Origin of the sequence: Pedobacter arcticus A12 (assembly GCF_000302595.1) — a bacterium.
In the GTDB taxonomy this organism is placed as follows: Bacteria; Bacteroidota; Bacteroidia; order Sphingobacteriales; family Sphingobacteriaceae; genus Pseudopedobacter; species Pseudopedobacter arcticus.
This window is the reverse complement of sequence record NZ_AKZJ01000015.1, coordinates 98138-122836: the sequence shown is the minus strand read 5'-3', so window position 1 is coordinate 122836 and position 24699 is coordinate 98138. Positions and strand designations below refer to the sequence as shown.

General features: G+C 35.5%; 17 protein-coding genes and 1 pseudogene. 8 read left to right on the top strand and 10 right to left on the bottom strand.

The window, feature by feature from the left end:
- Positions 1 to 142: 142 nt before the first annotated feature.
- From B176_RS21560 to B176_RS20060, 8 genes and pseudogenes are all read left to right on the top strand, one after another.
- Positions 143 to 271, top strand: a pseudogene (locus B176_RS21560) (two-component regulator propeller domain-containing protein); the annotation flags it as partial.
- Positions 272 to 355: 84 nt separating this feature from the next.
- Positions 356 to 544: a hypothetical protein gene (locus tag B176_RS21330; RefSeq protein ID WP_237739784.1), complete on the top strand. Its 189-nt coding sequence runs from the start codon at positions 356 to 358 to the stop codon at positions 542 to 544.
- A gap of 13 nt (positions 545 to 557) precedes the next feature.
- Positions 558 to 716 carry a hypothetical protein gene (locus B176_RS20855; protein ID WP_017256972.1) on the top strand — a complete coding sequence of 53 codons (159 nt, stop codon included), beginning with the start codon at positions 558 to 560 and terminating at the stop codon, positions 714 to 716.
- Between the two features lie 604 nt (positions 717 to 1320).
- Positions 1321 to 2751 carry a sulfatase-like hydrolase/transferase gene (locus B176_RS0101315; RefSeq protein ID WP_017256971.1) on the top strand — a complete coding sequence of 477 codons (1431 nt, stop codon included), beginning with the start codon at positions 1321 to 1323 and terminating at the stop codon, positions 2749 to 2751.
- A 105-nt stretch (positions 2752 to 2856) separates the two neighbouring features.
- Entirely contained in the window at positions 2857 to 3129 is a 273-nt protein-coding gene (locus tag B176_RS20065; RefSeq protein WP_026063083.1) for a sulfatase-like hydrolase/transferase, read from the top strand.
- A gap of 90 nt (positions 3130 to 3219) precedes the next feature.
- Positions 3220 to 3342, top strand: a complete 123-nt coding sequence (locus B176_RS21465; RefSeq protein WP_262495904.1) for a hypothetical protein — start codon at positions 3220 to 3222, stop codon at positions 3340 to 3342.
- 16 nt (positions 3343 to 3358) lie between these two features.
- Positions 3359 to 3511, top strand: coding sequence for a hypothetical protein (locus B176_RS20850; protein ID WP_154647852.1), 153 nt, complete (start codon positions 3359 to 3361; stop codon positions 3509 to 3511).
- Positions 3512 to 3871, top strand: coding sequence for a sulfatase-like hydrolase/transferase (locus B176_RS20060; protein WP_026063082.1), 360 nt, complete (start codon positions 3512 to 3514; stop codon positions 3869 to 3871).
- A gap of 32 nt (positions 3872 to 3903) precedes the next feature.
- Here the strand turns inward: B176_RS20060 and B176_RS0101295 are convergent, their stop codons facing one another.
- The 10 genes from B176_RS0101295 to B176_RS0101250 form a co-directional block, all read right to left on the bottom strand.
- Complete coding sequence (locus tag B176_RS0101295; protein WP_154647851.1) at positions 3904 to 4071, bottom strand: hypothetical protein; 168 nt, start codon at positions 4069 to 4071, stop codon at positions 3904 to 3906.
- A 138-nt stretch (positions 4072 to 4209) separates the two neighbouring features.
- Entirely contained in the window at positions 4210 to 5070 is an 861-nt protein-coding gene (locus B176_RS0101290; protein ID WP_237739783.1) for a glycoside hydrolase family 16 protein, read from the bottom strand.
- A 52-nt stretch (positions 5071 to 5122) separates the two neighbouring features.
- Positions 5123 to 6670: a sulfatase family protein gene (locus tag B176_RS0101285; RefSeq protein WP_017256968.1), complete on the bottom strand. Its 1548-nt coding sequence runs from the start codon at positions 6668 to 6670 to the stop codon at positions 5123 to 5125.
- 19 nt (positions 6671 to 6689) lie between these two features.
- Complete coding sequence (locus B176_RS0101280; protein ID WP_017256967.1) at positions 6690 to 8324, bottom strand: right-handed parallel beta-helix repeat-containing protein; 1635 nt, start codon at positions 8322 to 8324, stop codon at positions 6690 to 6692.
- Positions 8325 to 8332: 8 nt separating this feature from the next.
- Positions 8333 to 9745 (bottom strand): sulfatase-like hydrolase/transferase, encoded by a 1413-nt coding sequence (locus B176_RS0101275; protein WP_202803324.1) that lies wholly within the window; start codon positions 9743 to 9745, stop codon positions 8333 to 8335.
- 62 nt (positions 9746 to 9807) lie between these two features.
- Entirely contained in the window at positions 9808 to 11469 is a 1662-nt protein-coding gene (locus B176_RS0101270) for a RagB/SusD family nutrient uptake outer membrane protein (protein WP_017256965.1), read from the bottom strand.
- A gap of 12 nt (positions 11470 to 11481) precedes the next feature.
- The gene (locus B176_RS0101265) at positions 11482 to 14439 is read right to left on the bottom strand and encodes a SusC/RagA family TonB-linked outer membrane protein (RefSeq protein ID WP_017256964.1); all 2958 of its coding nucleotides are present in this window, start codon (positions 14437 to 14439) and stop codon (positions 11482 to 11484) included.
- A 156-nt stretch (positions 14440 to 14595) separates the two neighbouring features.
- Positions 14596 to 16359 carry a RagB/SusD family nutrient uptake outer membrane protein gene (locus B176_RS0101260; RefSeq protein WP_017256963.1) on the bottom strand — a complete coding sequence of 588 codons (1764 nt, stop codon included), beginning with the start codon at positions 16357 to 16359 and terminating at the stop codon, positions 14596 to 14598.
- A gap of 37 nt (positions 16360 to 16396) precedes the next feature.
- Complete coding sequence (locus B176_RS0101255) at positions 16397 to 19501, bottom strand: SusC/RagA family TonB-linked outer membrane protein (RefSeq protein ID WP_026063079.1); 3105 nt, start codon at positions 19499 to 19501, stop codon at positions 16397 to 16399.
- A 493-nt stretch (positions 19502 to 19994) separates the two neighbouring features.
- On the bottom strand, positions 19995 to 24083 hold the full coding sequence (locus B176_RS0101250) for a hybrid sensor histidine kinase/response regulator transcription factor (RefSeq protein WP_017256961.1): 4089 nt from the start codon (positions 24081 to 24083) through the stop codon (positions 19995 to 19997).
- Between the last annotated feature and the right edge of the window lie 616 nt (positions 24084 to 24699).

Sequence of the window (24699 nt, the reverse complement as noted above, 5' to 3'; positions counted from 1 at the left end):
AACACGTGTTTTTTATCCTATTCCTAAACGTTTAGGACACTATTGGTTTAACACCAATTATGATTTACTTGAGTTAAATAGTTCAATAATTTTTCTTCTAGTTGTGTAAGTTTTAGAGGATGAGGGGCATTATTTTACTTTTATTAATCTTTATTATTACCCATACTTTTTCGCAAATAGGAAGGAGCTCATTATTTACAATAGAAATGGATTAGTAAACAATGAAATTACAGCCCTACATCAAGATAAATATGGCTTTTTATGGATAGGAACTAGAGGAGGGCTAAATAAGTGTAATGAATTCAGAATAATTCGAAGTTCGCCAAATTCTAAAAATAACCTTAGTAGCCAAGCTGTGGAAGTAATAGAAGAAGGGAGGGATAATGTTTTATGGATCGGGACAAAATCAGGGGGATTAAATTGCTATGATATTTTGAAGGACTCTATAACAAAGATGTCTACCATTTCTACAGTACTGTTTGCCAATTTTAATTATCAGCCTGCGGAAATAAAGATTAAAGAATTTATTGCTAATAAAAAATAAAATATCAACCCTTATGACCACCAATAATATCACCTATATTCCAAATAGAGCTAAATTCTTAAATGATATTGATTATTTACTCAATAAAAATAAGTTGTCTTATAACGTTAAATCTGCTGCACAAGATTTTAAAACCCGTTTAAGTTTATCAGTTGTTGATGATACTCAATAAAAGTAAGTTCCAATCTCCCTACACTGAAAACATATATTGAGCAATGAGCCAAAAACAATTAGGATCGATGAATTTATATTATAACTTTATAAACCAGTTTTATCCATAAATTAAATTTTTAGTTGTTTTAGGTTTATATAAATTAAAAGAAATCAATACTAAATTTTATATAAATGTGCTTGAATTACAAACCAAACTTTGAATTATAAAACCCCTAAATTTGAATTAATCTGCCTGTTTCTTAGTCTAAGATTAGATTATATTTGATAATAGAAGCTTGCTATATAACCAATTATGTTTTTTAACCCAAATTAATTCAAAATGAAAAAAAAATTACAGCTTCCGTTTATTTAATTTATTGTACAATCTACTTTAGCAATAGATAAACCGAAGAATTCTCACACTAACGCATTTGCTCCTGTTAATTTAGTTTTAAATCCGATTTTGAAACTCACGCTACGCTTCGTGACACTAAAAACTCACTGACTATCAGGCGCTTAAATTAACACCTTAACCGATTTTTTTCTAGTTTTCACAACTTTACTAAATCTATTTCAACTCTTAATTCCCATTTATAAATTAAAATAGACAAAAACAATAACACATGAATAACACTATCAAATGGAGTCAAGTTGTGGCAATTTGCCTTTTATTAATCTCCTGCTCCTCTAAAAAAACTGTAAACAATACGAATGCATCTCAACACTCATCCAGTAAAACTAACAAACCTAATGTGATCATTATTTTGGCAGACGACGCTGGCTACATAGATTTTGGATTTATGGGAAGTGAAGATTTAAAAACTCCAAATATTGACAAACTTGCTGAAGGTGGCGTTGTATTTACAGATGCCCATGTTAGCTCAACGGTTTGCGCCCCCTCACGAGCGGGGCTTATGACCGGTAAATACCAGCAAAGGTTTGGGTTTGAAGCTAACGGAACCGGAAAATTTGGACTAAGTGATGATGTAAAAACCATGGCAGATATGATGAAAACTAATGGCTATAAAACCTATGCACTTGGAAAATGGCATTTAGGAAGTGCGGTTAGCGATCAACCCAACCAACGTGGTTTTGATGATTTTTATGGCTTTCTTGCTGGCAGCCGTTCGTATTTTGAAATTAAAAACCCTTCTGAAGATAAAATGCTTCAACATAACGGTAGAAATGTAGAACATGCAGGGTACATGACGGATATTTTAGGCGATGAAGCTGTAAAATATGCTGAGCAAAGTAAAGATGAACCATTTTTTATGTACTTGGCATTTAACGCTGTACATACGCCAATGGAAGCTAAAACTGAAGATTTGGAAAGGTTTAAAAATCATCCCAGACAAGAATTAGCAGCTATGACTTGGTCCTTGGATGAAAACGTGGGGAAACTTATTCATAAATTAGAGGATTTAGGAATTAGAGACAACACCTTAATTTACTTTTTAAGTGATAATGGAGGTTCTCCAGAGAATACTTCAAAAAACGGCCCACTTAAAGGATTTAAAGGAAACGAATTTGAAGGCGGACACCGCGTACCTTTTGTAGTAAGCTGGCCGGCTAAAATTAAGGGTGGAGTTAAATTTAACGGATTAAGTTCTTCTTTGGATATTTTCCCGACTTCTTTAGCAGCCGGTGGAATTACCAAACCAACTGGTTTATTATTGGATGGAGCTAACCTGTTGCCTTTTTTAATGGACAAAAAAACAGGAGTACCACATCACATGCTTTTCTGGAGGAAATTGGAAGAGTCATCTGCCCGTATAGGCGACCAAAAGCTAATTTCACTAGAACGCTATGGCTCCGTAATGTACAACCTAAAAAATGATTTAGGGGAAACCAAAGACATCTCAAAAACGAATAAGAAAATTTTTGATGAAATAATGAGCGCTTATAAAAATTGGGAATCAAAAATGATGCCTCCGCTTTGGGACGAAGGCAAGGACTGGATGCCATTTACTTGGAATCTGACGAAAACACTAATGCAGAATAAACCGATTAAATACAGAACGCTACACGAACAAAAAAGAAAAGAAAAAAAATAAAATTGGGACCAGTTTTTAAAAATCATTTTGGGATATCAAAAAATACCCCTTAAATAAATGAGAATAAAAAAACGATTACACCTAATTTTATAAAATCCATAGAAAATGAAAAAACATCTTATTGTTTTTCAACTGTTTTTTATGGCGAGTTTTGGCTATTCGCAGTTTGAAAAACCAAATGTTTTATTTTTAGTCATCGAGGACACCTCTCCTTACCTTTTCCCTGCCTACGGAAATCAAAGTATTAAAACCACAAACCTAGATTGGATGGCTTCCTATGGAGTAGTGTTTCATAAGGCTTATGCCAATGCGCCATATTGCTCCCCTGCCCGCTCCATGTTAACTAGTGGTACAACAGGCTACGGTTTACGGCAATGATTTGCACCGAGGTCCACATTTGCAACACGAGCAATACTTCTTGCTTAAAAATTGACCGATGACGGTTATTTCACTGTTAACAACAGTAAAATGGATTATAACATAGCCGGAAAAGAGACTAAGAGTTTGGTTAAAGAAACATGGTCACGCAACAATAAGAACGCTACGTATAGCGACACAACCCGACAGGGGAAGCCGTTACGACCAGTTTAATAATCTTTCTACCGATATGAGTAGGATGACAACAGTAAGGATTGATAAGCGTATCAAATGTGCTGTGGACCCAAAAACAGTAATATTACCTCCGCCTGTTCCTGATTTTCATGAAGTAAGATCAGATTATGCATTGCATTTAGAGGACTTACAAAACATCGATAAGTAGGTGGGTGTATTTTTAGATGACTTAAGAAAGCGAAAAATACTTGAAAACACCATTGTATTCTTCTTCTATGATCATGGCGGATTTTTACCAAGAGGTAAGGCCTTTCCTTATGATACCGGACATCATGTACCATTTATTGTTTACGCTCCAGATAAATATAAAAATCTTTTACATGCCAAAGCTTCGCCAGAGCTTAACAATTATTACCTGCCCCAACCTGTTGAGGCACTTTATGATTTAGAAAAAAATCCTTGGGAGTCTAATAATTTGGTAGAAAATCCAAAATATAAAGAAAGATTGGAAGAACTGCGTGATGTAAACAGAAATTACATTAGAGACGTAAAAGACTTAAGTTTTTAACAAGAGTAGTTAACGCGTTCAAATCAACTTGCTCACCCGTTTGGGCCGAGCCTTGAAAACGGGAAAACCTTTTCTTTACCTTCAGATGTCGGTGGTGAAATAACCAGTGGAGTATCAACTAAATTAGGTTTGCCTGTATCCTCTTTCTTTGTATAGGCAAAAGAAATCAAGCTAAAGACTACGATTGATAAAATATTCATTTTTACTGTTTTTATCCAGTTCGTTTCATAATAATACATTGGTTTACATGCTAGAAATAGCAAGTGTAACTATCAGAACTTGCAAGTGCTTATGGTGTTGTATTACTCGTCAAACTAAGCGGTAAATTTGGTCACTGCTCATTCATTGAGGGTATATTGGTAGACTCTAACATAATCAATTAAGTATTGTGATGGTAGATGCGTTTCGGATAAACTTCCACCACTATCGCCTCCTAGCGCTAAATTTAAACGTAAATAATGGGCTTGCCTAAAAGGATTAATCCCGTTGGTTAAGTTATGGGTTTCTGATAATTTTATGCTGTTCAGTAATAAGTCATCAACATAAATTTCCATACTGTCTTTGTTCCAATCTAAACGCCAGACATGGAAATCTTCATCCCATTTTGAGTTATCAAAAGTCTCCATTTTTTTGAAAACTGAATTCCAAACAGGTTTATTTGGATTTAGACTGCCGTGAGCAAAATTAGCATGTAACCCTCCTTTATAATACTCCATTATGTCGCACTCGCCATTGTAAGGCCAATTACCAGATACGCCCACAGTCCAAATGGCAGGCCATAAGCCTTGAGACGCGATGATTTTTGCTCTTATTATTACTCTCCCGTACTTAAAAGCGAACTCTTTTTTTTGTTTTAAGCTTGCGGAGGTGTATTCAATATATTCTCGATTAGTACGCCAGTTCTCACTACCCGCTATATAATTTAGATTTTTTTTATGCTCTTTTTTTCCAGTAATTACTAAATAGCCATCTAAACAACTAGCATTTTCTTTTTGATACCACTGCGCTTCTGAGTTACGAACAAAGCCTTTTTCAAAATTCCACTTTGTAGTATCTGGAAATCCATCTTTATTAAACTCGTCTGACCAAACTAAAGTAAAACCCGGAGCTTTATTAATAGTCGAGTCGCCGACCAAAGCAATCTCACTATTAGCTTTCCTAAGTTGACTTTTGGGCAAAACAAATATTGAGAGCATCATTAAAAAAATCACAAATAGATTCATCTTCTAAAATTATTAAATACAATAATTACTATTTTTTCGCTATAATATTATTTATCAGATCTGAGAACTTTTCAACCTTATCAGGATATTGTTCTGCGAGATTATAAGCTTCTGCCGGGTCGTTATTTAAATTAAACAACTGAGGTTCGGTTTTTAGACCTATTTCTATGTCTTTATTCTTCAGCCAATCTGGTGCTTTAGATGTTTGTGGAGCAATATACTTCCATTCATCAAACCTAACTCCCATGGTAAAAGATTCTTCTAGCATTTCTTGCCGACCAGTTTTTGAATTTCCTAATATAACTTGCAACATATCCTTGCTATCAGGAGCGGTACCTTCTTTAAAATCACTTAATCCAACTAATTTTGCAAAAGAAGCAAAAAAATCGACTTGACTAAACAAAGCGTCACTCTCTCCTTTTTTAATTTTGTTGGGCCAAAATGCTATAGTGGGCATTCTAGTGCCACCTTCGTAAGCACTATATTTACCTCCTTTATAAATTCCCGCTGGTTTGTGATCCCCGATTTTGGCGACTGCCTCATCTGCATATCCATCATCTAAAACAGGTCCGTTATCGCTGGTAAAAATCACTAAAGTATTTTCCTCTAAATTAAGGTCTTTCAAGGTCTTCATTAACTCTCCAACTACCCAATCCATTTGTACAATATCATCACCACGTCTACCCATAGTTGTGGAGCCTACAAACTTCACATTCGGTGCTCTTGGAACATGAATGTTTGGCAAAGCATAATATAAAAAGAAGGGTTGATCTTTATTTTTCTTTATAAATTCGGTGGTTTTATTGTTCAATACCGTAGAAATTTCTTCGTCTTTCCAATAAGCTTTATGGCCCCCTTTCATAAAACCTATTCTGCTAATTCCGTTCACAATGGTACCGCTGTGTTGCGTATCTGCCAACATTTTTAACATTTCTGGATGCTCTAAACCTGTTGGATCGTTACCTACCTTTTTATCATAATTGACTTCGATTGGATCTGCTAAATCTAGGTTTACTACATGGTGGTTTTCCACATAAACGGTTGGCACCCTATCTAAAGTTGCGGGCATTAAAAAACTATAGTCAAATCCCACTTCTATAGGGCCAGGAGCTATTGAATCGTTCCAATTAGGCTTTCCATTTCCCATACCTAAATGCCATTTACCGATAGCGCCTGTAACGTAGCCGGCTTTTTTAAGCATACTTGGAACGGTTTCTTGGTTTGGGTCTATGATTAAAGGAGCATCACCAGGTAAAATCGCAGCATTGTTTCTGAAAGCATAACTTCCAGTAAGCAACGCGTACCTTGATGGTGTACAGGTAGACGCTGCGCAATGCGCATCTGTAAACTTCATTCCATTTGCAGCTAAAGCATCAATATTGGGTGTTTTTACTGCAGTAGCGCCATAACAACTTAAATCCCCATAACCTAAATCATCTGCGTAAATAATGATAATATTAGGCTTGTTTTGCGCTGCATCATTTTTTTGCTTGCATGATGGCAGTATAAACGGCAGTGTAAAAAGTAAGACACTTCCTACTAAATATTTAAAGCTTTTTTGTTGCAATGGTATCATAGTTTAACGTTTTATTAACTTACTGAATAGCTCCGATACTAGGCGAGCCAATGATATCTTTACCCAAAATGTCTTGTTTCATTTCAAGGTTGAAGTTTAGTTTTTTCTCATTAAAAGGAAACTCTTTGACAGCTGTCCCTTTATTTTTGAAGACTGCAGTATTTTGGGGCGTGAAGTTTATTAAGTTTAACTGATTAACATTTACAAAATCAGGATTGCCAATGGTTGGATGATTATCCGAAAACAATGCCTCGGCTGGCCATGTAGAAGCTTTTGAGAAAAGATTGTTTTCAAAGATGATATTTTTAGCAATCAATCCTGTTTTGGTATCTGGCTTATATTGATCTCCTAAAACCATTTTAATATTGTTTTTTGTATAGAAAATGTTGTTAGCAATTAAAATAGATGAACTTGTATTATCCAACGCCATTTTAGGTAAAATGGTAGAATCACAATAAATAGTATTATTGTAGATATAGGTATTCACGGGGCCTTTTCTAGCTTGCTTTTCACCAACAAAGCCACTTAGCCACAATGTTTTACCTTCTTGGAACGCCCCATTTTTTCCTTTTACGCGGTAGCCATCGTTTACGCTTACATTATACCTATATGCGCAATTATAGTTGTTACCCAGGATTTCGCAAAAGCCACCGGCATTATAAGCACTTAAATTATACTGAATAAAAACATTATCACAGTTGAAATCAATATGAGCGCCGGCAGAATCTCCTGGGCCATTAGCGTACAGAAATTGATTTTTCTCTATTAAAATATTTGATGAATCCCATGTCCATAGTCCACTGCCACGTCCCCATTTTCTGCTATCATCGTTACTACCAGAATGGGCGACTATATTATTAGCCACGTAAACATTTGCTACACCAGACATTTGTATACCTGGCCCGCCAGATCTATAAACGCGGTTACCAATTACCCTTACATCTGTAATGTTTTTTCCCAAACCGGTAAGCTTAATTCCTGTATGGCTAACATCTGTTACGGTACAATTGCTGATTTCAATATTTTTAATCTTGTTTAAAGGTTTATGGCTGGTTAACCTAATTCCCCAACCATATTTTTGTGTGCCATTTGCACTTTTAACTTCTTCGGTTCCTCTTTCATAAAACGGGTTTTCAAAAAATACATCGTGTATAGTTAGATTATTTAAACTCATACCAGTCATTAAAGCTTGGTCAACATTATCAATTAAAACTCCACACCGCATTTTCTGGGAATCGTCTGGTATCTGATAACCGTTTCCCGTCAGTTGTAAATTTGAAACTTCAATAAAATTACAATCTTGAAGGAGGATACCGTTTGCTTGTCCTTTAAAATCTATCACAGCATTCTGAAATGATTTTTCATTATCCCAGTTAATAGAATTGACCTTTATTGGATGCCCAAGAAGACCTTGTTGGTTTTTGATGATTAAAGTCCCTGAATATAACTGTCCGTTAGCCAAAAAAACCTGGTCGCCGGGCAGAAGCTTGATTTTTTGGATCTTGGCTAATGTTTGAAAAGGAAACTTTTGAGAAGTTCCAACATTACTATCATTCCCAAGTTTAGGGTGGATATAATAGCTAGTGGCGAAACTAATTTGAAACACCAGTAAAAACAATAAAGTAATTCCTGTACTTTTGACTAAAACTCTCATACTCCTGTCTATTTATTATCTTTAATAATCCATCTTTCAGGATGCTCACTCGTGTATTTTTTATCGTCTAATAAACCCTCAAATTTCGGCTCTAACAGTAGGTTTTGCCACTGAATGATTTTAAGATCTAAATCTTTTAACAAATTTTGATTGGCACTTAACTCAGCTATATTATTGGTTTCGCTAATGTCATTTTTAAGATTGAAAAGCATTGGCTTTTTATCTTTTTCTGTAATTAATTTAGTTTCTGCGGTAACTACTGCTAAACGATTTGTTTTATGATTTCTCCAATATAACTGAGTGTGCGGAACGCCTTTATTATGCTGGGTTATAAACGGAATTAAATTTACGCCATCTAAATTATTTTTTGGTTTAGCATCTGCTACTGCAGCAACTGTTGCGAAAATATCTAGTGAACTTACCGGATTATTATAAGTTCGACCGGCTGTAATATGTCCTTTCCATTGCATGGCAAACGGAACATGAACGCCTCCTTCAAAAAAACTTCCTTTTTCTCCTCTGAAAGGTAAATTACTTGATGCGTTAACATGACTTGGTCCTCCATTATCTGAAAGAAAGAATATGATTGTATTTTCAGAGAGTTTTAATTCGTCAAGTTTTGTCAAAAGTGACCCTATGCCATCATCCATGGCACTAACCATTGCCGCATAAGTTTTTCTTTTTACATCTCTAATGTTTTCAAACCTGTCGAGGTATTTTTTTGTTGCTTGTAAAGGGGCGTGAGGTGCGTTATATGCTAAGTATAATAGGAATGGCTTATTGTTATTTCTAGCAACAAAATCAACAGCTTCGCGGGACAAAGCATCCGTTAGGTAAGCTGTTTCTTTAACTCTTTGGTTGTTTCTTAATAAATTGGCTTTATAAGCATCAAATTGGCTTTTAACTTCGGAAAGGTCATTGAATATAAAATTCTCTGGTAAGTAGTCATGTCCACCACTTAAGAACCCATAAAATTCATCAAAACCTCTTTTGTTTGGTCTTAAGGTTTGGTGTGCTCCTAAATGCCATTTACCAATTGCAACCGTTGAATATTGTTTTTGCTTTACTAAATCGCCCAGTGTTTGCTCGGTTAAGGGCAAGCCCATTGTGGGGTCATTTGGTGCCATCAAAGGATTATCTGAAAAGCCAAACTTATCTTGATATCTACCTGTAATTAACCCCGCTCTACTTGGGCCACAAACGGCATAACTTACATAAGCTTTGGTAAATACAACTCCGCTTTTTGCTATTTTATCAATATTTGGGGTTGGTATATCTTTACAACCAGTAAACCCTACATCAGCGTAACCTAAGTCATCTGCCAAAATAACAATAATATTAGGTGCAGATGACTGAGCGTAAACCAACTTAACCAAACACAAGCAAACTAAAACAAGTGTTAATTTTTTACTCATCATCATACACCTAATATTAAAAGATTGTTTAATGCAACCCAGTGTTATTATTGTTATTTTACTTTAAACTACCAACCAGTATTCTGTACTAAATTTGGATTCTTATTAATTTCAGCTTGTGGTATTGGATAAAAGTTCATTCTATCTTCAAAAGGTCTTACTTCCAGTATTTTTTTCTCGTAAACGAAACCTGGACCTGATGTTGCCGGTGTAATCTCCATTTGATAAATATCACTAGTTTGTGCGCCTATTTTCCAACGACGTACATCCCAGAAACGGTGATCTTCAAAAGCAAGTTCCACCATACGCTCATTACGTAGTTTTTCTTGGAACTTAGCTTGAGTTAAACCCGCAGGAAAGTTAGGCATACCTGCTCTAAACCTTATTTCGTTTACAGCCTGAAGCGCAGTTTTACCAAGAGTGGACGCGTCTTCTGGACCATAAGCCTCGTTCATCGCTTCAGCATAGTCCAACAGAATCTCTCCATAGCGAAACAAAACCCATGAATGCTCTCTAGTGGTGGTGTTAGTTGGCAGTAAATTAACAATCTCTACCACATGCTTTTTTAAATAATATCCTGTTTTTGTTGCATTTGTTTTAGGTTTTCCGTTTGCTCCACCAACATAACTTTTCACAATTTGACTTTTCCAAGTTGAGCCATTTACGATTATAGTTTTTTCTAACCTTGGGTCTCTTCCCGCATAAGGATTCATAGGACTATAACCAGACAAAGCATCAGTTATTGGGAGTCCATTGCTCTTCATTTCATAAGCATCAACTAAGTTTTGGGACGGACAGTTCCCTGTATTCCCACCTTCGTAGCCTATCGGGAAGTTCCTTTTTTCAAAATCGTTTGAAGCACCCTGACGTCTCTCCAAAATCAGTTCTTTACTTTTATAATTATTTGGGATATTGGAGTAGTTTGGCTCTAAGGTATAGGCGGTTAAATCCATCACTTCCTTAGCAGCAACCGCAGCTTTTACCCATAATGCTTTTTCTTTGGTGGGGTTGTGTAAAAAACTTGCCGCATATAATAAAGTACGAGCTTTTAATGCTAAAGCAGCACCTTTGGTGGCTCGGCCGGTTTCAGATACGGAAGAAAAGCCTACGTAAGTCTTTGGTAAACTTATCGCAATATCATCGCACTCGCTTACAATAAAATTAACAATCTCGTTAAAGGTGTTCTGTTTTACTCCTTTAGCTTCTTCTGGGGTTAGTGTCTTTGTAATTAGCGGTACATTATTATATCTTTTAGCTAATTCAAAGTAAAAAAATGCTCTCAGAAATCTAGCCTCATAAGGATAATTTTTAAACTGCGCAATTGTCTCGCTGTAATTTAAGTTGTATTGATCCTCGAGATATTTTTGATCTTTAGTTTTTTCAAGAAACAAATTTGCAGCTCTAATGCCAGAATACATTTGACCCCAAACGTTATCAACGGGCTGAAGTGGACTAAACCGGCCTTGATTAAATCTTTGAACATCAGAAAGATCTGATACGTATTCCGACTCGTCAGTGGCAGATGAGCGCATGGCCCCTTCAATACTATTGAAATCTGTGGGTAAGTAAGCATAAATACCACTCAAAAAGTTTTTAGTACGTCCAAAGTCGCTAAATACATCATCCTCTCGATTGAAAGATGTTTCGTCATACTTCAAGTAGCTACAATTACTAAAGGTTAATGGCAATAAAGTAAGTAAGCCGTATTTTATATATTTTAATATTTTCATATCTACTTATTTTTAAAACTCAAGTTTAATTCCAAGGTTGTACGTAGCAAGTGATGGATAATCAATGCCTATAGATTCTGGGTCTGTAACCTTTATATTATCAGAAGAAAACAGGTTTGATCCACGAACGTATAATTGTGCCTTTTCTAATTTTATTTTTTTAACTAAACCTTGAGGAAAGTTATAGTAAAGATCAACACGTCTTAACTTCAAATAGTCCCCACTAGTTAACCAAATATCATTTTTACGGTAATTATTAGCATTTTCTAACAATGTTAACCTTGGTAAAGTTGCTGTTTCTGCCGTTGTGGGTGTCCAACTGTTATTTGAAAAACTAGAAATTGAAGTATTTCCACGTAAAGGCCAGAAAACACTTTTAGTATTCAAAAACACAGTTTTATTAGCGATGCCTTGCAATACCACATCTAAACCAATACCTTTCATTTCATATCCTAAATTTAAAGCATAATACATCTCAGGAGTATTACTAGCGTAACCAATAGGCACTATGTCGAGATTATCAATAAAGCCGTCTTTATTTTGATCTTTGTATTTTACATCCCCTGGTCTTACGTCAGAAAATAATTGTTTTGGATTATTATTAATATCGGATTGATCTTTAAAAAAGCCTAGTGATTGTAGTCCAAATTGCTGGCCTACTGAGTTTCCGGTTTCTTTTAAATAATCATAAGGTTGAAATTCCTCATTCATATTGATAATCTTATTTTTAGAAAAAGTAAAATTACCTCCAATATGGTACTTAAAATTATCAGTGCTTTTACTCCATAAAATGGAGGCTTCAACACCTCTATTTCTAACCTCTCCTGCATTTGAAGTTGGAGCTGTTACACCAAGGGCAGTAGGTATAGCGCCACCAGTGCTTACTAAAATATTTTTTCGGATATCGTAAAAAGCATCAAGTGTTACGGAAAGTGATCCAAACAGATTCATATCAATCCCAATATCAGTTTTTGTAGAATTTTCGTACGTTAACCCGGTAGTTGCTAATCTACCTTCAAGGATTCCTCCAGCAGCAGAATTATTATCGTTGAAAAAGTAATCACCACCACTACCAAAAGCTTGTTCAGAAAGGTTAGCAGACATAATGTCGTTACCACTCATTCCCCAAGATGCTCTTAGCTTTAAATAATCTATAACGGTGTTGCTTTTTAGAAAGTCTTCACGGTTTACTATCCAGCCCGCAGAAATAGCAGGGAAGAATCCGAACCGATTACCTTGTGGTAAAACACTGCTTCCACTGTATGACAAAACTCCATCAACAAAATAGCGGTTTTTTAAACTATAGCCAGCTAAAGCCACCATATTCTGGTGTAAAAATGTGTTGTATTGTCCATCTCTCACACGCTTATCCTGATGGTACATTAAAGATGTTTTTAAAGCACCGTCACCAAGTTTAGTATCATAGTTTACTTTACCAAAAATGGTTGCAAGACGTATTTGATCTCCAAACGATTGACCGTAATTTAAATCTGTTTCACTTCCATAAACGGTAGGATTGGTAAAGGTTATTTCTCCTGTAACAGGATCACGAGCAAACGATACATTTTCGTATAAAAATGTTCTTGTTTTATTTTCATAATAATCAACACCGTTATCATACGATACAGCAGCATCAGCAGATAAACCCTTTACCCATGCGCTTAAGTCCTGAGAAATTTGTCCATTAACGCTAATTCTTCTTCCGTTAGGCTGACGTACACCAGTAGATGAAACCAAAGCCACTGGGTTATTATCATAAAAAGATGTACCTCCCCAATTTCCACTTTCAGTTTTAACAGGAAAAGCTGCGGAAGGAATACTGTAAATGGCATCCATAATTCCACTAGCTCGAGCGCCAGGTTCATTACGTCCGTTTAGGTTGCCTGAAACATTAAGAAGGAATTTTGTAGTTTTTGTTAAATCAATATCAAAATTTGTTCTGAAATTTAAACGGTCATATTTTAACTGACTATCGTACCTTTTGTCAAGGCTTGTGTTATCAAACAAACCTCTTTCATTTTGATAGTTTAATAAAGCAAAGTATTTGACAGTTTTTCCTCCGCCAAAAAAACTGGTATTCAAATTTGCGTTAGTACCATAATCTCTTAAAGTTTCATCAAACCAATTTACATTTGGAAGTAAGAAAGGGTTTTCGTTTGTTTTGAAACCATTGACATCTTGGTCTGAATAAACAGCCGCATTACCGTCAAGGACACTTGCAGAATTTATACTTCTTGCATAATCATAACCATTTAAAAAATCAGGCTTACGAAATGCAAAATTAAACCCTTGATCATAAGATACACTAACCTTAGATGAATTGTATTCTCCTCTTTTGGTAGTTACCAATATAACACCATTTGCCCCTCTTTGTCCGTATCTAGCTAAAGCAGCTCCGTCTTTTAAAACAGATACGCTTCCAATTTCTGGTAAAGATACCGACGCTAAGTCTTGCTCAAAACCATCCACTAGTACTAAAGGAGTGTTATTACCTAGCGTACCAGTACCTCGAACGTTTAAAGTTGCATTTCTGTTCCATGGTTCGCCAGAATTTTGTTGAACCATTAACCCAGAAAGCTGACCAAATAGGCTTTCAGAAGGATTATTTAAAGAACTTTTTTCAAGCTCATTATGATATACAACAGCAACAGACGATGTCAACTCATCTACCGACTTAGAAGTCCCAAAACCGAGATTTATATTTTTATCTTCTACACTTAACTGTGCTTTAACAGTTTCTGATTTAACTTCAATAGTTTTTTGCATATCACTAAAAGATATTCTTATGAGACTATTGACTGCTATATCTAAGGTCGCAGCGCCAGATTTATCGGTCATTACTGAATTCTTGTTATTTGTTACAGATTCAATAACAACACCTTCAAAGGGCTTTCCAGAATCATCTAAAATCGTTATTTTAACTCCATTAGACTGGCCAAAGGCTAACTGATGAGATACTAATATTACCATGAGGCAAAGCGGTCTCACAAACCCTAGGTTTGTCCTCCTAAATAAATTAAGAAACCGGATGAAATTAAAACTAAGAGGATAGTTGCTTTTCAATATGCCGTCACTTAGCTTTTTTATATTATATTTTTTCATTTACTAATGATTAGAGTTTATTAATTACCATCCAGGATTTTGTACCAAGCCATAACCTTTGTTTATCTCATTTGGTGGAAAAGCACTTAAGTACCATTTTGGAGAAAAATTATTTTTCCAGTAGCGTTCTGGAAGCTCAAAAGTTGTGTAAGTAAAGCCACCACCAACTTTTTTTACGGTGTTAACACCGTGTAGAGTTTGTTTGAAAATGTCTTCTTTTTTCAAGCGAGCGATATCATACCAACGTACTTCTTCAAAACCCAGTTCTAACGCTCTTTCTTTAAATACTGCATCTTGAAATTGTTTGTAAGTTAACCCTGAAAGATCGTTAAGCCCTACACGGTTACGTACCTTATTTATTGCGGCATAAGCCTCTGGTGTTGGACCTTGTTTAGCTTCATTTAAGGCTTCTGCATAAGTCAAATAAATTTCGCTTAAACGTAAATACGGCCATTGCACCACAGATTGTATTGCAGTTGCATTTGTTCTTTCCAATAGAAACTTCTTTGCCCCAAAACCGGTTGCAGAACCTTTAAATGCTTCATTAGTTCTTTCTCGGCCTCCAATCCATAATTCAGCAGGACGTCCTTGAAAACTATCTCCATTAACTAATACAGTTTCATATAATCTTGGGTCTCTATTTTTCCATGGGTCTGCTGGATTCCATCCAGAACCAACTGCGTCTATTGGAATACCGCTTGCCATCGGAAACATATCTACATACTCTTTAGTTGCACAAGCTGTTCCGTAGCTGCCCGCACTTTGATAAAAGTAATAGGATTGGTCCCAATAACCCGGTGATTTATACCTTACTCTTGTACTAATCAAAATTTCTCCGTTACCCCGTTTGTAGTAAGCATTTTGAAAATCCTTACGTGGGTTACCGGTTTTAACAAGGCTGTAACCCCCATTTTGATCTACAGCATCTAATAAATCTTTTGCGGCTTGGGCAGCTCTATCCCACATACTGGCCTCGTATCCACCAAACCAAGTCATTTTTTTATCTGCGGCTTCGCCAGCAAGATATGGTTGAGCTGAATTAAATAATGGACTTGCAGCAAACAATAATAGTCTTGCTTTAAGCCCCATAGCTGCGGCTTTAGTGAAACGCCCATCGTCAGTTGAGATGTTTTGAATTACCCAAGGTAACGCAGGGATTGCTTCGTCGATAAGACTTACTATTTTTTCTAGTGTTTCTTTAGCGGTCAATCTTGGTAAATCAGTATTCTCCGTTGGAGTATAAGCATGATCTACCCATGGAAGTCCTCCGAAATTTCGGTACATGTCAACGTAATGCAGTGCGATAATCATTTTCGCCTCTGCCTTTAATTGATTTACGTATTCGGGTGTGGAGTCAGGAATGAGGTCTGCATGTTCAACAAAATACCATCCAATACGAATACCATCCCAACTCTGCTCTTTGGTGAAAGAGTACTTTGTATCTGCAGATGAATTTTCAGTAGCTGCCGTGTATTGGCCTGTATAGTAAATCTCATTTGCACCACCCCAAGCTAAGTAACTTTGGTTCAAGTCGGTTAAGGACTCCAGCAAATCCATCCCAAGTTTGTTGCCTTTTTCTGAAAAATTTATATTTAAACCATAAGGTAAAGTTCTGTACCCACTCCATAAATAACGCTCAGCTAGTTCAACTGAATTAAATATGGTATCCGCAGTAACATCTACACTGGGTTCTTTCTCAAGGAAATCGTTTCCGAACTTAACTTTTTCGCAGCTCGTAGATATTAATGCTACTACAGCAATCATATATATTAACCTTGTTGCTTTCATAATCTTTTTTTAATAATTGAGTTTTACAAACTGTTTTCTATAAGAAACTAACTCTTATTCCTACATTATATATTTTCGTTAACGGGTATACCGAATCATCGGCAGTCCGTGACTCTGGGTCAGTAATATCAAGCTTAGATATAGTCAGCAAGTTTGCTCCATTCAGATACGTTCTTAAGTTACTGATTCCCATTTTTTTAAGGAAGACTCCCTTAAAATTATAACCGAGTTCAACATTTTTTAAGCGTAGGTAAGAAGCGTCTCTCAGCCAAAAATCTGAATCTTTACCATTATTGACTGACCCAGCAAGTGTCATCCTTGGGAAAGTAGCGGTAGCTGCAGTTTCTGGTGTCCATCTTCCGTCTGCCATGTATTGTAGTAAAGAACGGTCTAAGGTTGCTCCAAATGCTAGTCGATAAGTTTCTGCTAACAGTCTTGATGTATTTGATGCACCAGCCCATGACATAGAGAAATCAAAGTTTTTGTAATCAAAACCTAAGTTGATACCTGCGTTATATGATGGATACGTAGGGTAGCCAATTGCTTGCTGGTCATTTTGATCAATCACATCATCGCCGTTTAAATCTTTGTAAACCATGTCTCCTGGTTTTAAGTTGTATTGATGGTCTGGTAAACTCGCATTATCAGCATCAGCATCGTTGTAAAACTTATCAAAGATGTAACCGAACGGTTGACCAACTGGCTTACCTGTTCTGTACAAATAAGGTTCGGACTGAGGCACCTCATCTTTAAAAACGATTCTATTTTTCGTATGAGACATATTGGCACTAATACGATATCTAAAATCATCGTTAACAGATTGACTCCACTTCAGTTCAACTTCGAAACCTTTATTTTGTACTACCCCAATATTTACAGCTGGTAGCTGATAAGCTACAAAACCTGGTACTGTTCCTCTATATGTTAAAATATCTGAACGATTTTCGATAAAATAATCGAAGGTTACACCTAATTTACTTTTGAAGAACTCCATGTCAACGCCATAGTTTTGCTTTTTTGCAGTTTCCCAAGTCACATTTGGATTTCCAATTTGTCCTTCACTCGCTGCCTGTACGTTTTTTGGGTTATCAGTACCGAAGCTGTAGTTTCCATCTTCAGGATTGAAACTGTTTGGCAGGTAAAGGAAACGGTCACCAGCAAGTCGATTATTGCCACCTAATCTATCATTACCCACTATACCGTACGAAACACGTAGTTTCATAAAGTCCATAAAAGATTGGCTTTTCATGAAAGATTCGTTGGTAACTACCCAACCGGCAGAAACCGCTGGAAATATCCCGAAGCGCTTATTTTTTGCAAAATTTTCTGATCCATTATATCCAATATTAAAATCGGCTAAATAAGTATTGTCAAAATCATAAGTTACACGTCCAACCAAGCCTACTAAGCCCATTGGAATATCTGTAAACTGCTTTGGATAATATAGCTTTTGCTCGTTATATAACAGCAAACCTCCTACGTGATGTTTCGCGAAGCTGTTATCATAACTCAAACCTCCTTCGAAGTACCAATTTCTACCTGTATCGTAACCTTCGCCGTAAGACAGATTACCTGCTACTCCATTTCTTCTATAAACTATTTCATCACTTGTTTGGTCAGCCGTTGGGTCTAAATCTCTAAGGTATATTGGCTCGTAAGTATTAACCGAAGAATTACGAATTTTCCTGTGTACGTAATCGGTATTATATGCGAATTTAGTTCTAAACGTTAAGCCTTTTATAAAATTAAGCTTTTGCTCTAAATCTATATCAACATTTAAGCTGTTGTTTAAGATGTTGGTATAACCTTGACCATAAAACTCTTGTAAGCCATCCTTTTTTGGTCCTTCTATATAACGCTCTCCGCTAACTATATACTTGCCATCAACTAAACCTGGCCCAGAGAATGGTACTGACCAGTAAATATTTCGAAAAAGTTGGTTAAAACCATCCCTCGTATTAGGTTGGTTACGAATACCAACTTGCCCACCAATGGTAAGACCTAATTTAGTGGTTTTTGTAACTTGAAGATCTATGTTCGAACGATAATTATATCTTTTAAAAGAGAAATTGTAATCGTATTGAGAATCATAGGTTTTAAATAATCCATCTTGATTCAGCACCCCCAAAGAGGCAAAATATTTCAATTTTTCTGTACCACCAGAAACATTAATGTTTCCTTGCAATTGCGTTGCGCTAGGTTTTAAAAGATAACCTAACCAATCTGTATTGGAATAAAGGGTAGGATTAGAACCAGTTCTAAAAGCCTCTATCGCCTCGGGTGAAAATTTAAGTGTATTTGGATTGATGTTTGGATTGTCATTTAGCTGTGCTTCGTTGTATCTCAGTGCGTATGTATAACTATCTGCAAAATCAAGCAATCGCGTAGGTTGTTGTAAACCAGTAGAAAAACTAGTAGAAATTTTTGGTTTCCCTATTTTACCTCTTCTTGTGGTTACAATAATAACTCCGTTGGCACCTCTAACACCATATACTGCGGTTGCAGATGCATCTTTAAGTATCGAAATGCTTTCAATTTCATTGGGGTCTAAAGACATAAAAGAACGCTCTACACCATCAACAATCATTAAAGGTTGTGACTGGGCTGTACTTAAAGAAGCAACACCACGTACAAAAATCTCTGGGTTGTCCGCCCCTGGCTGGCCAGAAGATTGAATAGTTGAAAGTCCAGTAACTTTTCCGGCTATGGAATTAGCCACATTGGCCAAGGGAGACTTCATTAGTTCTTCATTATTTATTGAACTAATGGCACCAGTGATAGAAATCTTTTTCTGTTGCCCGTAAGCGATAACTGTAACTTCATCTAAACTTGTTTCGCTTGCTGTCATACTTAAGTTGATAACTTGTTTATCACCTACCGCTAACTCTTGTGTTACAAATCCAAGAAATCGAAAAATCAGTGTGCTTTTTGGTGCAACGCTGATGTTGAATTTCCCATCAAGGTCAGTTACGGCGCCAGATGAGCTACCTTTAACGGAGACACTAACTCCAGGAATCGAGACTCCTTGATCGTCGGTTACTTTTCCTGTTATTTGCGTGTTTTGCGCAAATAAGGAGTCATTTATTCCTAGAAATAGGATTAGGATTAGGAATAAAGAAAATCGTTTTTGTTTTATTCGCATAGAATTAATTTTTATGGTAAGCTTGTTTTGATTCTTAAACATTTTGATGTGGTTTCTTTGTCTAGTTTGAAACCTATCAATGCTTATTTACCAGTGAATATTGGTTGTGATAGTGTTTAGTATTAAGGAGAGCTTTCGATAAATCGAAATAAGCTATCAGTTAAACTCACCTTATACTTTAGTACGCCTAATAAAAACCTGTGGTATAAATTTTAGTTGAGTAAAATGTAAATACAGATAATCTACCGACAGGTATTGATTTTAAAGAAAAATTGAGAAGTAATGAATTGCCCATACGCTAATAATTTGAAATGTTAGAAATAGTAATTGGTTTAGTGGATTAATTGGTAATCCTTTTTCTTATCCAAAAGTAAACAGGAGAGCGTTTTTTGAACAGGGTGTAACTATTCAATTACACGGTAATAACTAATCAAGATGGCTTTAAATGTACTAATTGAACGGTTTTATTTAAAACGGTTGCTAATAAAAGAAACTATTTTTGAATAGTTTTTAAATATTCTGATGGATTCATACCGAACTGATTATGGAAACTTTTACGGAAATTTTTAAGGTCATTGTACCCAACTTCGTACGCAGCCATACTTACGCTGTACTCTCCAGTTTTTAGTAACTGTGCACTGCGCTTTATCCTAATCATGATGATAAACTCGGAGCCCGACATTCCTGTTAGTGCTTTCAACTTTCTGTAAAATGTTGATCTGCTCATGTTCAGTTGCGCAGCTAATTCATCAATTGAAGGCTTTTCGCCAGAAATATTATCTTCAATAAACTGAATAGATTTTTGGATAAACTCCTCGTCAAACGAAGTAACCTCCACATCGCTGGGTGCTAAATTTAACCTATTTGCAAATAGTTCTTTAAGTTTTTTACGCGACTTGATTAGATTCTTTACATGTGATATTAAAACATCGGGGTTAAATGGTTTAGACAAATAACTATCTGCCCCTAACTCAATACCTTCAATGTGTGAAACGTCATCTGCCTTGGCTGTTAATAAAATTATAGGAATATGCGAGGTATGATTATTCGTTTTAAGTGTTTTACAGAGCGCAAAACCATCAATTTCGGGCATCATTACATCGCTTACCACTAAATCAGGGATAGTTTCCGTTGCCTTTTCAACACCTTCTTTTCCGTTTTTAGCGGATAGTACGGTGCCTATCGAAGCTAAGGTTTCACATATATAATGGTTAAGTTCTTCATTGTCTTCAACAACTAGTATAATTGGCAAATCGCCCTCTTTTTCATGAATGCTAAGTTGATTTAAAGTTTCGTTTAAAAGCGGTTGTTCATTTTCTACTGGTTTAGTAACGTGTGCTAAAGAATCTGATAGTTGGCTAAGTGGCAATTTAACCCTAAATATAGTTCCCTTTGGTTGGTTGTCTTCAACAGAAATTGAACCGCCATGCAGCACCACTAAATCTTTAACAAATGCCAAACCTATCCCCGTACCAGCATACTGTCCAGGCTCTGCCTGTGAAACCTGATAGAAACGATTAAAAACTTCATTTTTATCTATTTCACTTATACCGTGGCCAGTATCAGAAATATTAATCTCACAAAGACTCTTATCTTCTAATACGTTCACTCCAAAACAAATTTCGCCACCGTTTGGTGTAAATTTGAAAGCGTTTGATAATAGATTGTAACAAATGCTCTCTAACTTATCTTTATCGGCATTCAAATATATATGATGTGCTTCTGTTTTAAATTGGTAAACAATACCCTTACGCTCTGCTTCGTCAATAAAGGATTCGTAAACATTGTAAAATAAAGAACTTACATCTTGATTAAACGCACTCAAGATTAACACGTTGGTCTCAGCTTTATTAAAATCCAACAATTGGTTTACCAGACTTAATAATCTTTTCGATTGATTTTTTACTTTATTTAGGCTTTCTTTTACAGTACTATCTACATTTTGGTGTTTTGATAAACTTTCTAATGGCCCGATGATTAAAGTAAGTGGCGTTCTAAATTCATGAGAAATATTTGCAAAAAATTTGCTTTTGATCTCGGTAATTTCGTGTTCTTTCTTAAAATCTAAATCAGCTATCTCCAATTTATTTTTAAGCCTAATCCTAGCCAATGTTATACTTCTGGATAAACTCAATAAACCCAAAATAATTAATAAATAGAGTGAATATGCCCACCAAGTCTTCCATGGTGGTGGTAACATTTTGACTTTTAGTACTCTGCTTTCTTCGCTCCAAATTTGGTCACTATTTGAGGCTTGTACCTCAAAAGTATAGTCGCCGGGTGGCAAATTTGTATAAGTTACCGACCTTCTTCTTCCTGCATTTACCCAATTATCCTCAAATCCTCTTAGCCTATATCTATACTGATTTTTGTTAGAAGCATGAAAGTCTAGTGCAGCGAAATAAAGAGAAACAATATTGGATTTGTAAGAAAGGGTGATAAGCTTAGTTAAAAATAATGATTTGCTTAATATTTCATCTGTTCCAATTTTTTCGCCGACATATACATCTTTGTTATTGACCTTTAAATTGGTAATAAATATTGCTGGTTGGTACCTGTTTAAACGGATGTCGTTTGGGTTAAAATAAGTTACTCCGAAAATGCCTCCGAAAAACATCTCGTTGTTAGCTGCGTAATAGCTGGAATTTTCAGAAAATACATTAGAGGATATCCCATCTCTTTGATCAAAATTTATGAATTTTTTTGTTTGCTTAGCATACTTACTAATTCCACGGTTTGTTGCTAGCCAAATATTATCAAAACTATCAACCAATACGGAGTGGATATAGTCATTAGGTAGGCCTGTATCTTCAAAAAAGGAAGTAAAACTATAGCTTTTTTCACTTCCAAAACTTAGCTTGTTAAGCCCCTGTTGTGTACCAATCCAAATATTGCCTGAATGGTCTTCTGCTAAAGAAAGTATAGTATTGTTAGATAATGCGTTTGTTCTTGTTTGCTTACTGCTGAATAAATAGAAATTGTCTTTTTCTTTGTTGTAAAGATGCAAGCCATTGTAAGTGCCTACCCATAATCTATTTTTACTATCAACAAGCATGCAACTTATTCTACTATTTTGTAGTTCACCTTTTACCCCAGTTTCTTCTATATAACTTTTAACATTGATAGTTTTACCATCAATACTTAAAATTTTTAGTAAGCCTGTTTCTTGTGTGCCTACCCAAATAGTTTGGTTTTTTTGTTTAACGATTGAGGTTACTTTTACATTACCTAGTTTTTTCGGTGATTTCCAATCATTCAGGTAGATTGGACTTATGTCTTCTCCTTTTAGATGGTTTTTATAAATTAATATTCCTCGATCGACTCCTACCCACAAATCTGCTTTGTTGTTCTCAAAAAAACAATTGACTACGGTTATGGCACTAATTGCCTTCTTTTTTACAAAAATTGTTTTATCTCTAGAATAAACCAAGCCATCTCCTCGTGTACCAAGCCATAAACCGCCTTTTCTATCCTCAAAAACCGATTTGATATGCGTATTTGCTAACGCAACTTTTCCATCGTAGAAGCGTGTTACCGTTTTAAATTCCTTTTTGTAGGGGTCTAGTTTTATTACTCCCCCACCATCAGTGCCTACCCAAATAATACCCGCGGCATCTTGATTAATAGAGAGTATGATATCGTAATCTTTATTAAATACATCGATAGGCTTTATGCTAATATTTTTAAATTTTTCTGTTTTGGCATTGAATTTATTTAACCCAGCCCCCCAAGTACCTACCCATAAATCGTAATTTCTGTCTAAATAAACTCGATAAATATCTTTACCGTTTATACTTTCACTTTTAGTCGCATCGGGTAAATACTGTTTAACTTTACCTTGCTTTATTTGATATTGGAATAAACCAAGCGTCCATGTACCCATGTATACAATGCCGTTTTTATTATCAACTGCTATTGAATTAATATTAGGTGTTTTATTATCAATATTAACAGGTTCTAGTTTGGTGGAATTTGGACGTATCATGAAAAGACCATTGGTGGTACCTACCCAAGCTCTTCCAGTTTGGTCAATTTTGACACAATTGATGGTTAGGTTATGAGCTAAAACCTCGAAATGCCCATTTTTAAAAGAAAATAAACCGTGTAAGGCACCGATAAGTAATGTGCCAGTACTATCAATAGCTAATGCTCTAATTTCTTGAATTTGTACGTTAGCTGGTGGAGTATAATGTGTAATGGTTTCTTTTGAAAGGTCGTAACTATTTAAACCTCCGTTTTTAGTACCTATCCATAAGGTATGGTTTTTCTCCTCCGCAATAGCTTCTACCGCTTGGCTGCTCAAGTTTTTACCAGATTTCGGAAGGTATCTAATTAACTCAAAATCGTAACCGTTGTATTTATTAAGTCCGCCTCGGGTTCCAAACCATAAAAAGCCATATTTATCTTGATGAATAGCTGTAACTTCATTGTTGACTAAACCATTATCAATAGTAATTGGAGATTCTATATTTACTTGTGCATAGCAAATGTTAACTAAAGCTAATAGCCACAGTAAAACAACTAAGCTAAGAAAGCTGATTTTATAGTTATTTGGTTTTAGACTTAAGTACAATTGGTACATAGATTATTTCAAGCTTAATATTTGATCCTACAGAAAGAGATTTATTCGAAGCGTACCAAAATGGTAGTTCAGCGTTCTCTACGTTTCTATTAGTTAATCATGTAATATATGTTTATTAATGTTTTTTTTGAGGATAAATTAAAATATAACTGCTATTTAGCAATAGTTTGTGATTTGTAAAAGAAAATCTTAAGACATTTTATTAAAATTTAAACGCTTGCTCATAATGCAGAAATTGGCAAAAAACAATTGAATTCAGGATAATAAAAAAACCACCTAAAGCAAATGGTTGCTTTGCCTTAGGTGGTTTAAATAATAATAATAATAATAGCTAAAATCTATTGGTTACTAATTATAAATTTAGCAGCTAACCTTTTTGTTGCGCCATTAATGGTAAGTACATAAATTTGGTCTCGAATTAACTGTTTAGCCACTTGTATATTCACCAAGTTATCGCCAGAATTTAACTGAGTCTTTTCAGTAAACATTTTTTTACAGATACATTATAAACCGTTCTATAAGCACTTTCCGTAAAGCTCCAATATAAGCCTAACTTGATTTGTTCAGCATTACTATATATGCTTAGTTTTCACTGATTCTTTAAAGAAAAGTCTAC

What these genes read in the sequence shown, in the direction of transcription:
- B176_RS0101265 (WP_017256964.1), bottom strand. Translation starts at nt 14,439, where the DNA reads ATGGTAATATTAGTATCTCATCAGTTAGCCTTTGGCCAGTCTAATGGA.
- B176_RS0101275 (WP_202803324.1), bottom strand. Translation starts at nt 9,745, where the DNA reads ATGATGATGAGTAAAAAATTAACACTTGTTTTAGTTTGCTTGTGTTTG.
- B176_RS0101280 (WP_017256967.1), bottom strand. Translation starts at nt 8,324, where the DNA reads ATGAGAGTTTTAGTCAAAAGTACAGGAATTACTTTATTGTTTTTACTG.
- B176_RS0101270 (WP_017256965.1), bottom strand. Translation starts at nt 11,469, where the DNA reads ATGAAAATATTAAAATATATAAAATACGGCTTACTTACTTTATTGCCA.
- B176_RS0101295 (WP_154647851.1), bottom strand. Translation starts at nt 4,071, where the DNA reads ATGAATATTTTATCAATCGTAGTCTTTAGCTTGATTTCTTTTGCCTAT.
- B176_RS0101290 (WP_237739783.1), bottom strand. Translation starts at nt 5,070, where the DNA reads ATGATGCTCTCAATATTTGTTTTGCCCAAAAGTCAACTTAGGAAAGCT.
- B176_RS20855 (WP_017256972.1), top strand. Translation starts at nt 558, where the DNA reads ATGACCACCAATAATATCACCTATATTCCAAATAGAGCTAAATTCTTA.
- B176_RS0101255 (WP_026063079.1), bottom strand. Translation starts at nt 19,501, where the DNA reads ATGCGAATAAAACAAAAACGATTTTCTTTATTCCTAATCCTAATCCTA.
- B176_RS0101315 (WP_017256971.1), top strand. Translation starts at nt 1,321, where the DNA reads ATGAATAACACTATCAAATGGAGTCAAGTTGTGGCAATTTGCCTTTTA.
- B176_RS20850 (WP_154647852.1), top strand. Translation starts at nt 3,359, where the DNA reads ATGAGTAGGATGACAACAGTAAGGATTGATAAGCGTATCAAATGTGCT.
- B176_RS0101250 (WP_017256961.1), bottom strand. Translation starts at nt 24,083, where the DNA reads ATGTACCAATTGTACTTAAGTCTAAAACCAAATAACTATAAAATCAGC.
- B176_RS0101285 (WP_017256968.1), bottom strand. Translation starts at nt 6,670, where the DNA reads ATGATACCATTGCAACAAAAAAGCTTTAAATATTTAGTAGGAAGTGTC.
- B176_RS21465 (WP_262495904.1), top strand. Translation starts at nt 3,220, where the DNA reads ATGGATTATAACATAGCCGGAAAAGAGACTAAGAGTTTGGTTAAAGAA.
- B176_RS0101260 (WP_017256963.1), bottom strand. Translation starts at nt 16,359, where the DNA reads ATGAAAGCAACAAGGTTAATATATATGATTGCTGTAGTAGCATTAATA.
- B176_RS20065 (WP_026063083.1), top strand. Translation starts at nt 2,857, where the DNA reads ATGAAAAAACATCTTATTGTTTTTCAACTGTTTTTTATGGCGAGTTTT.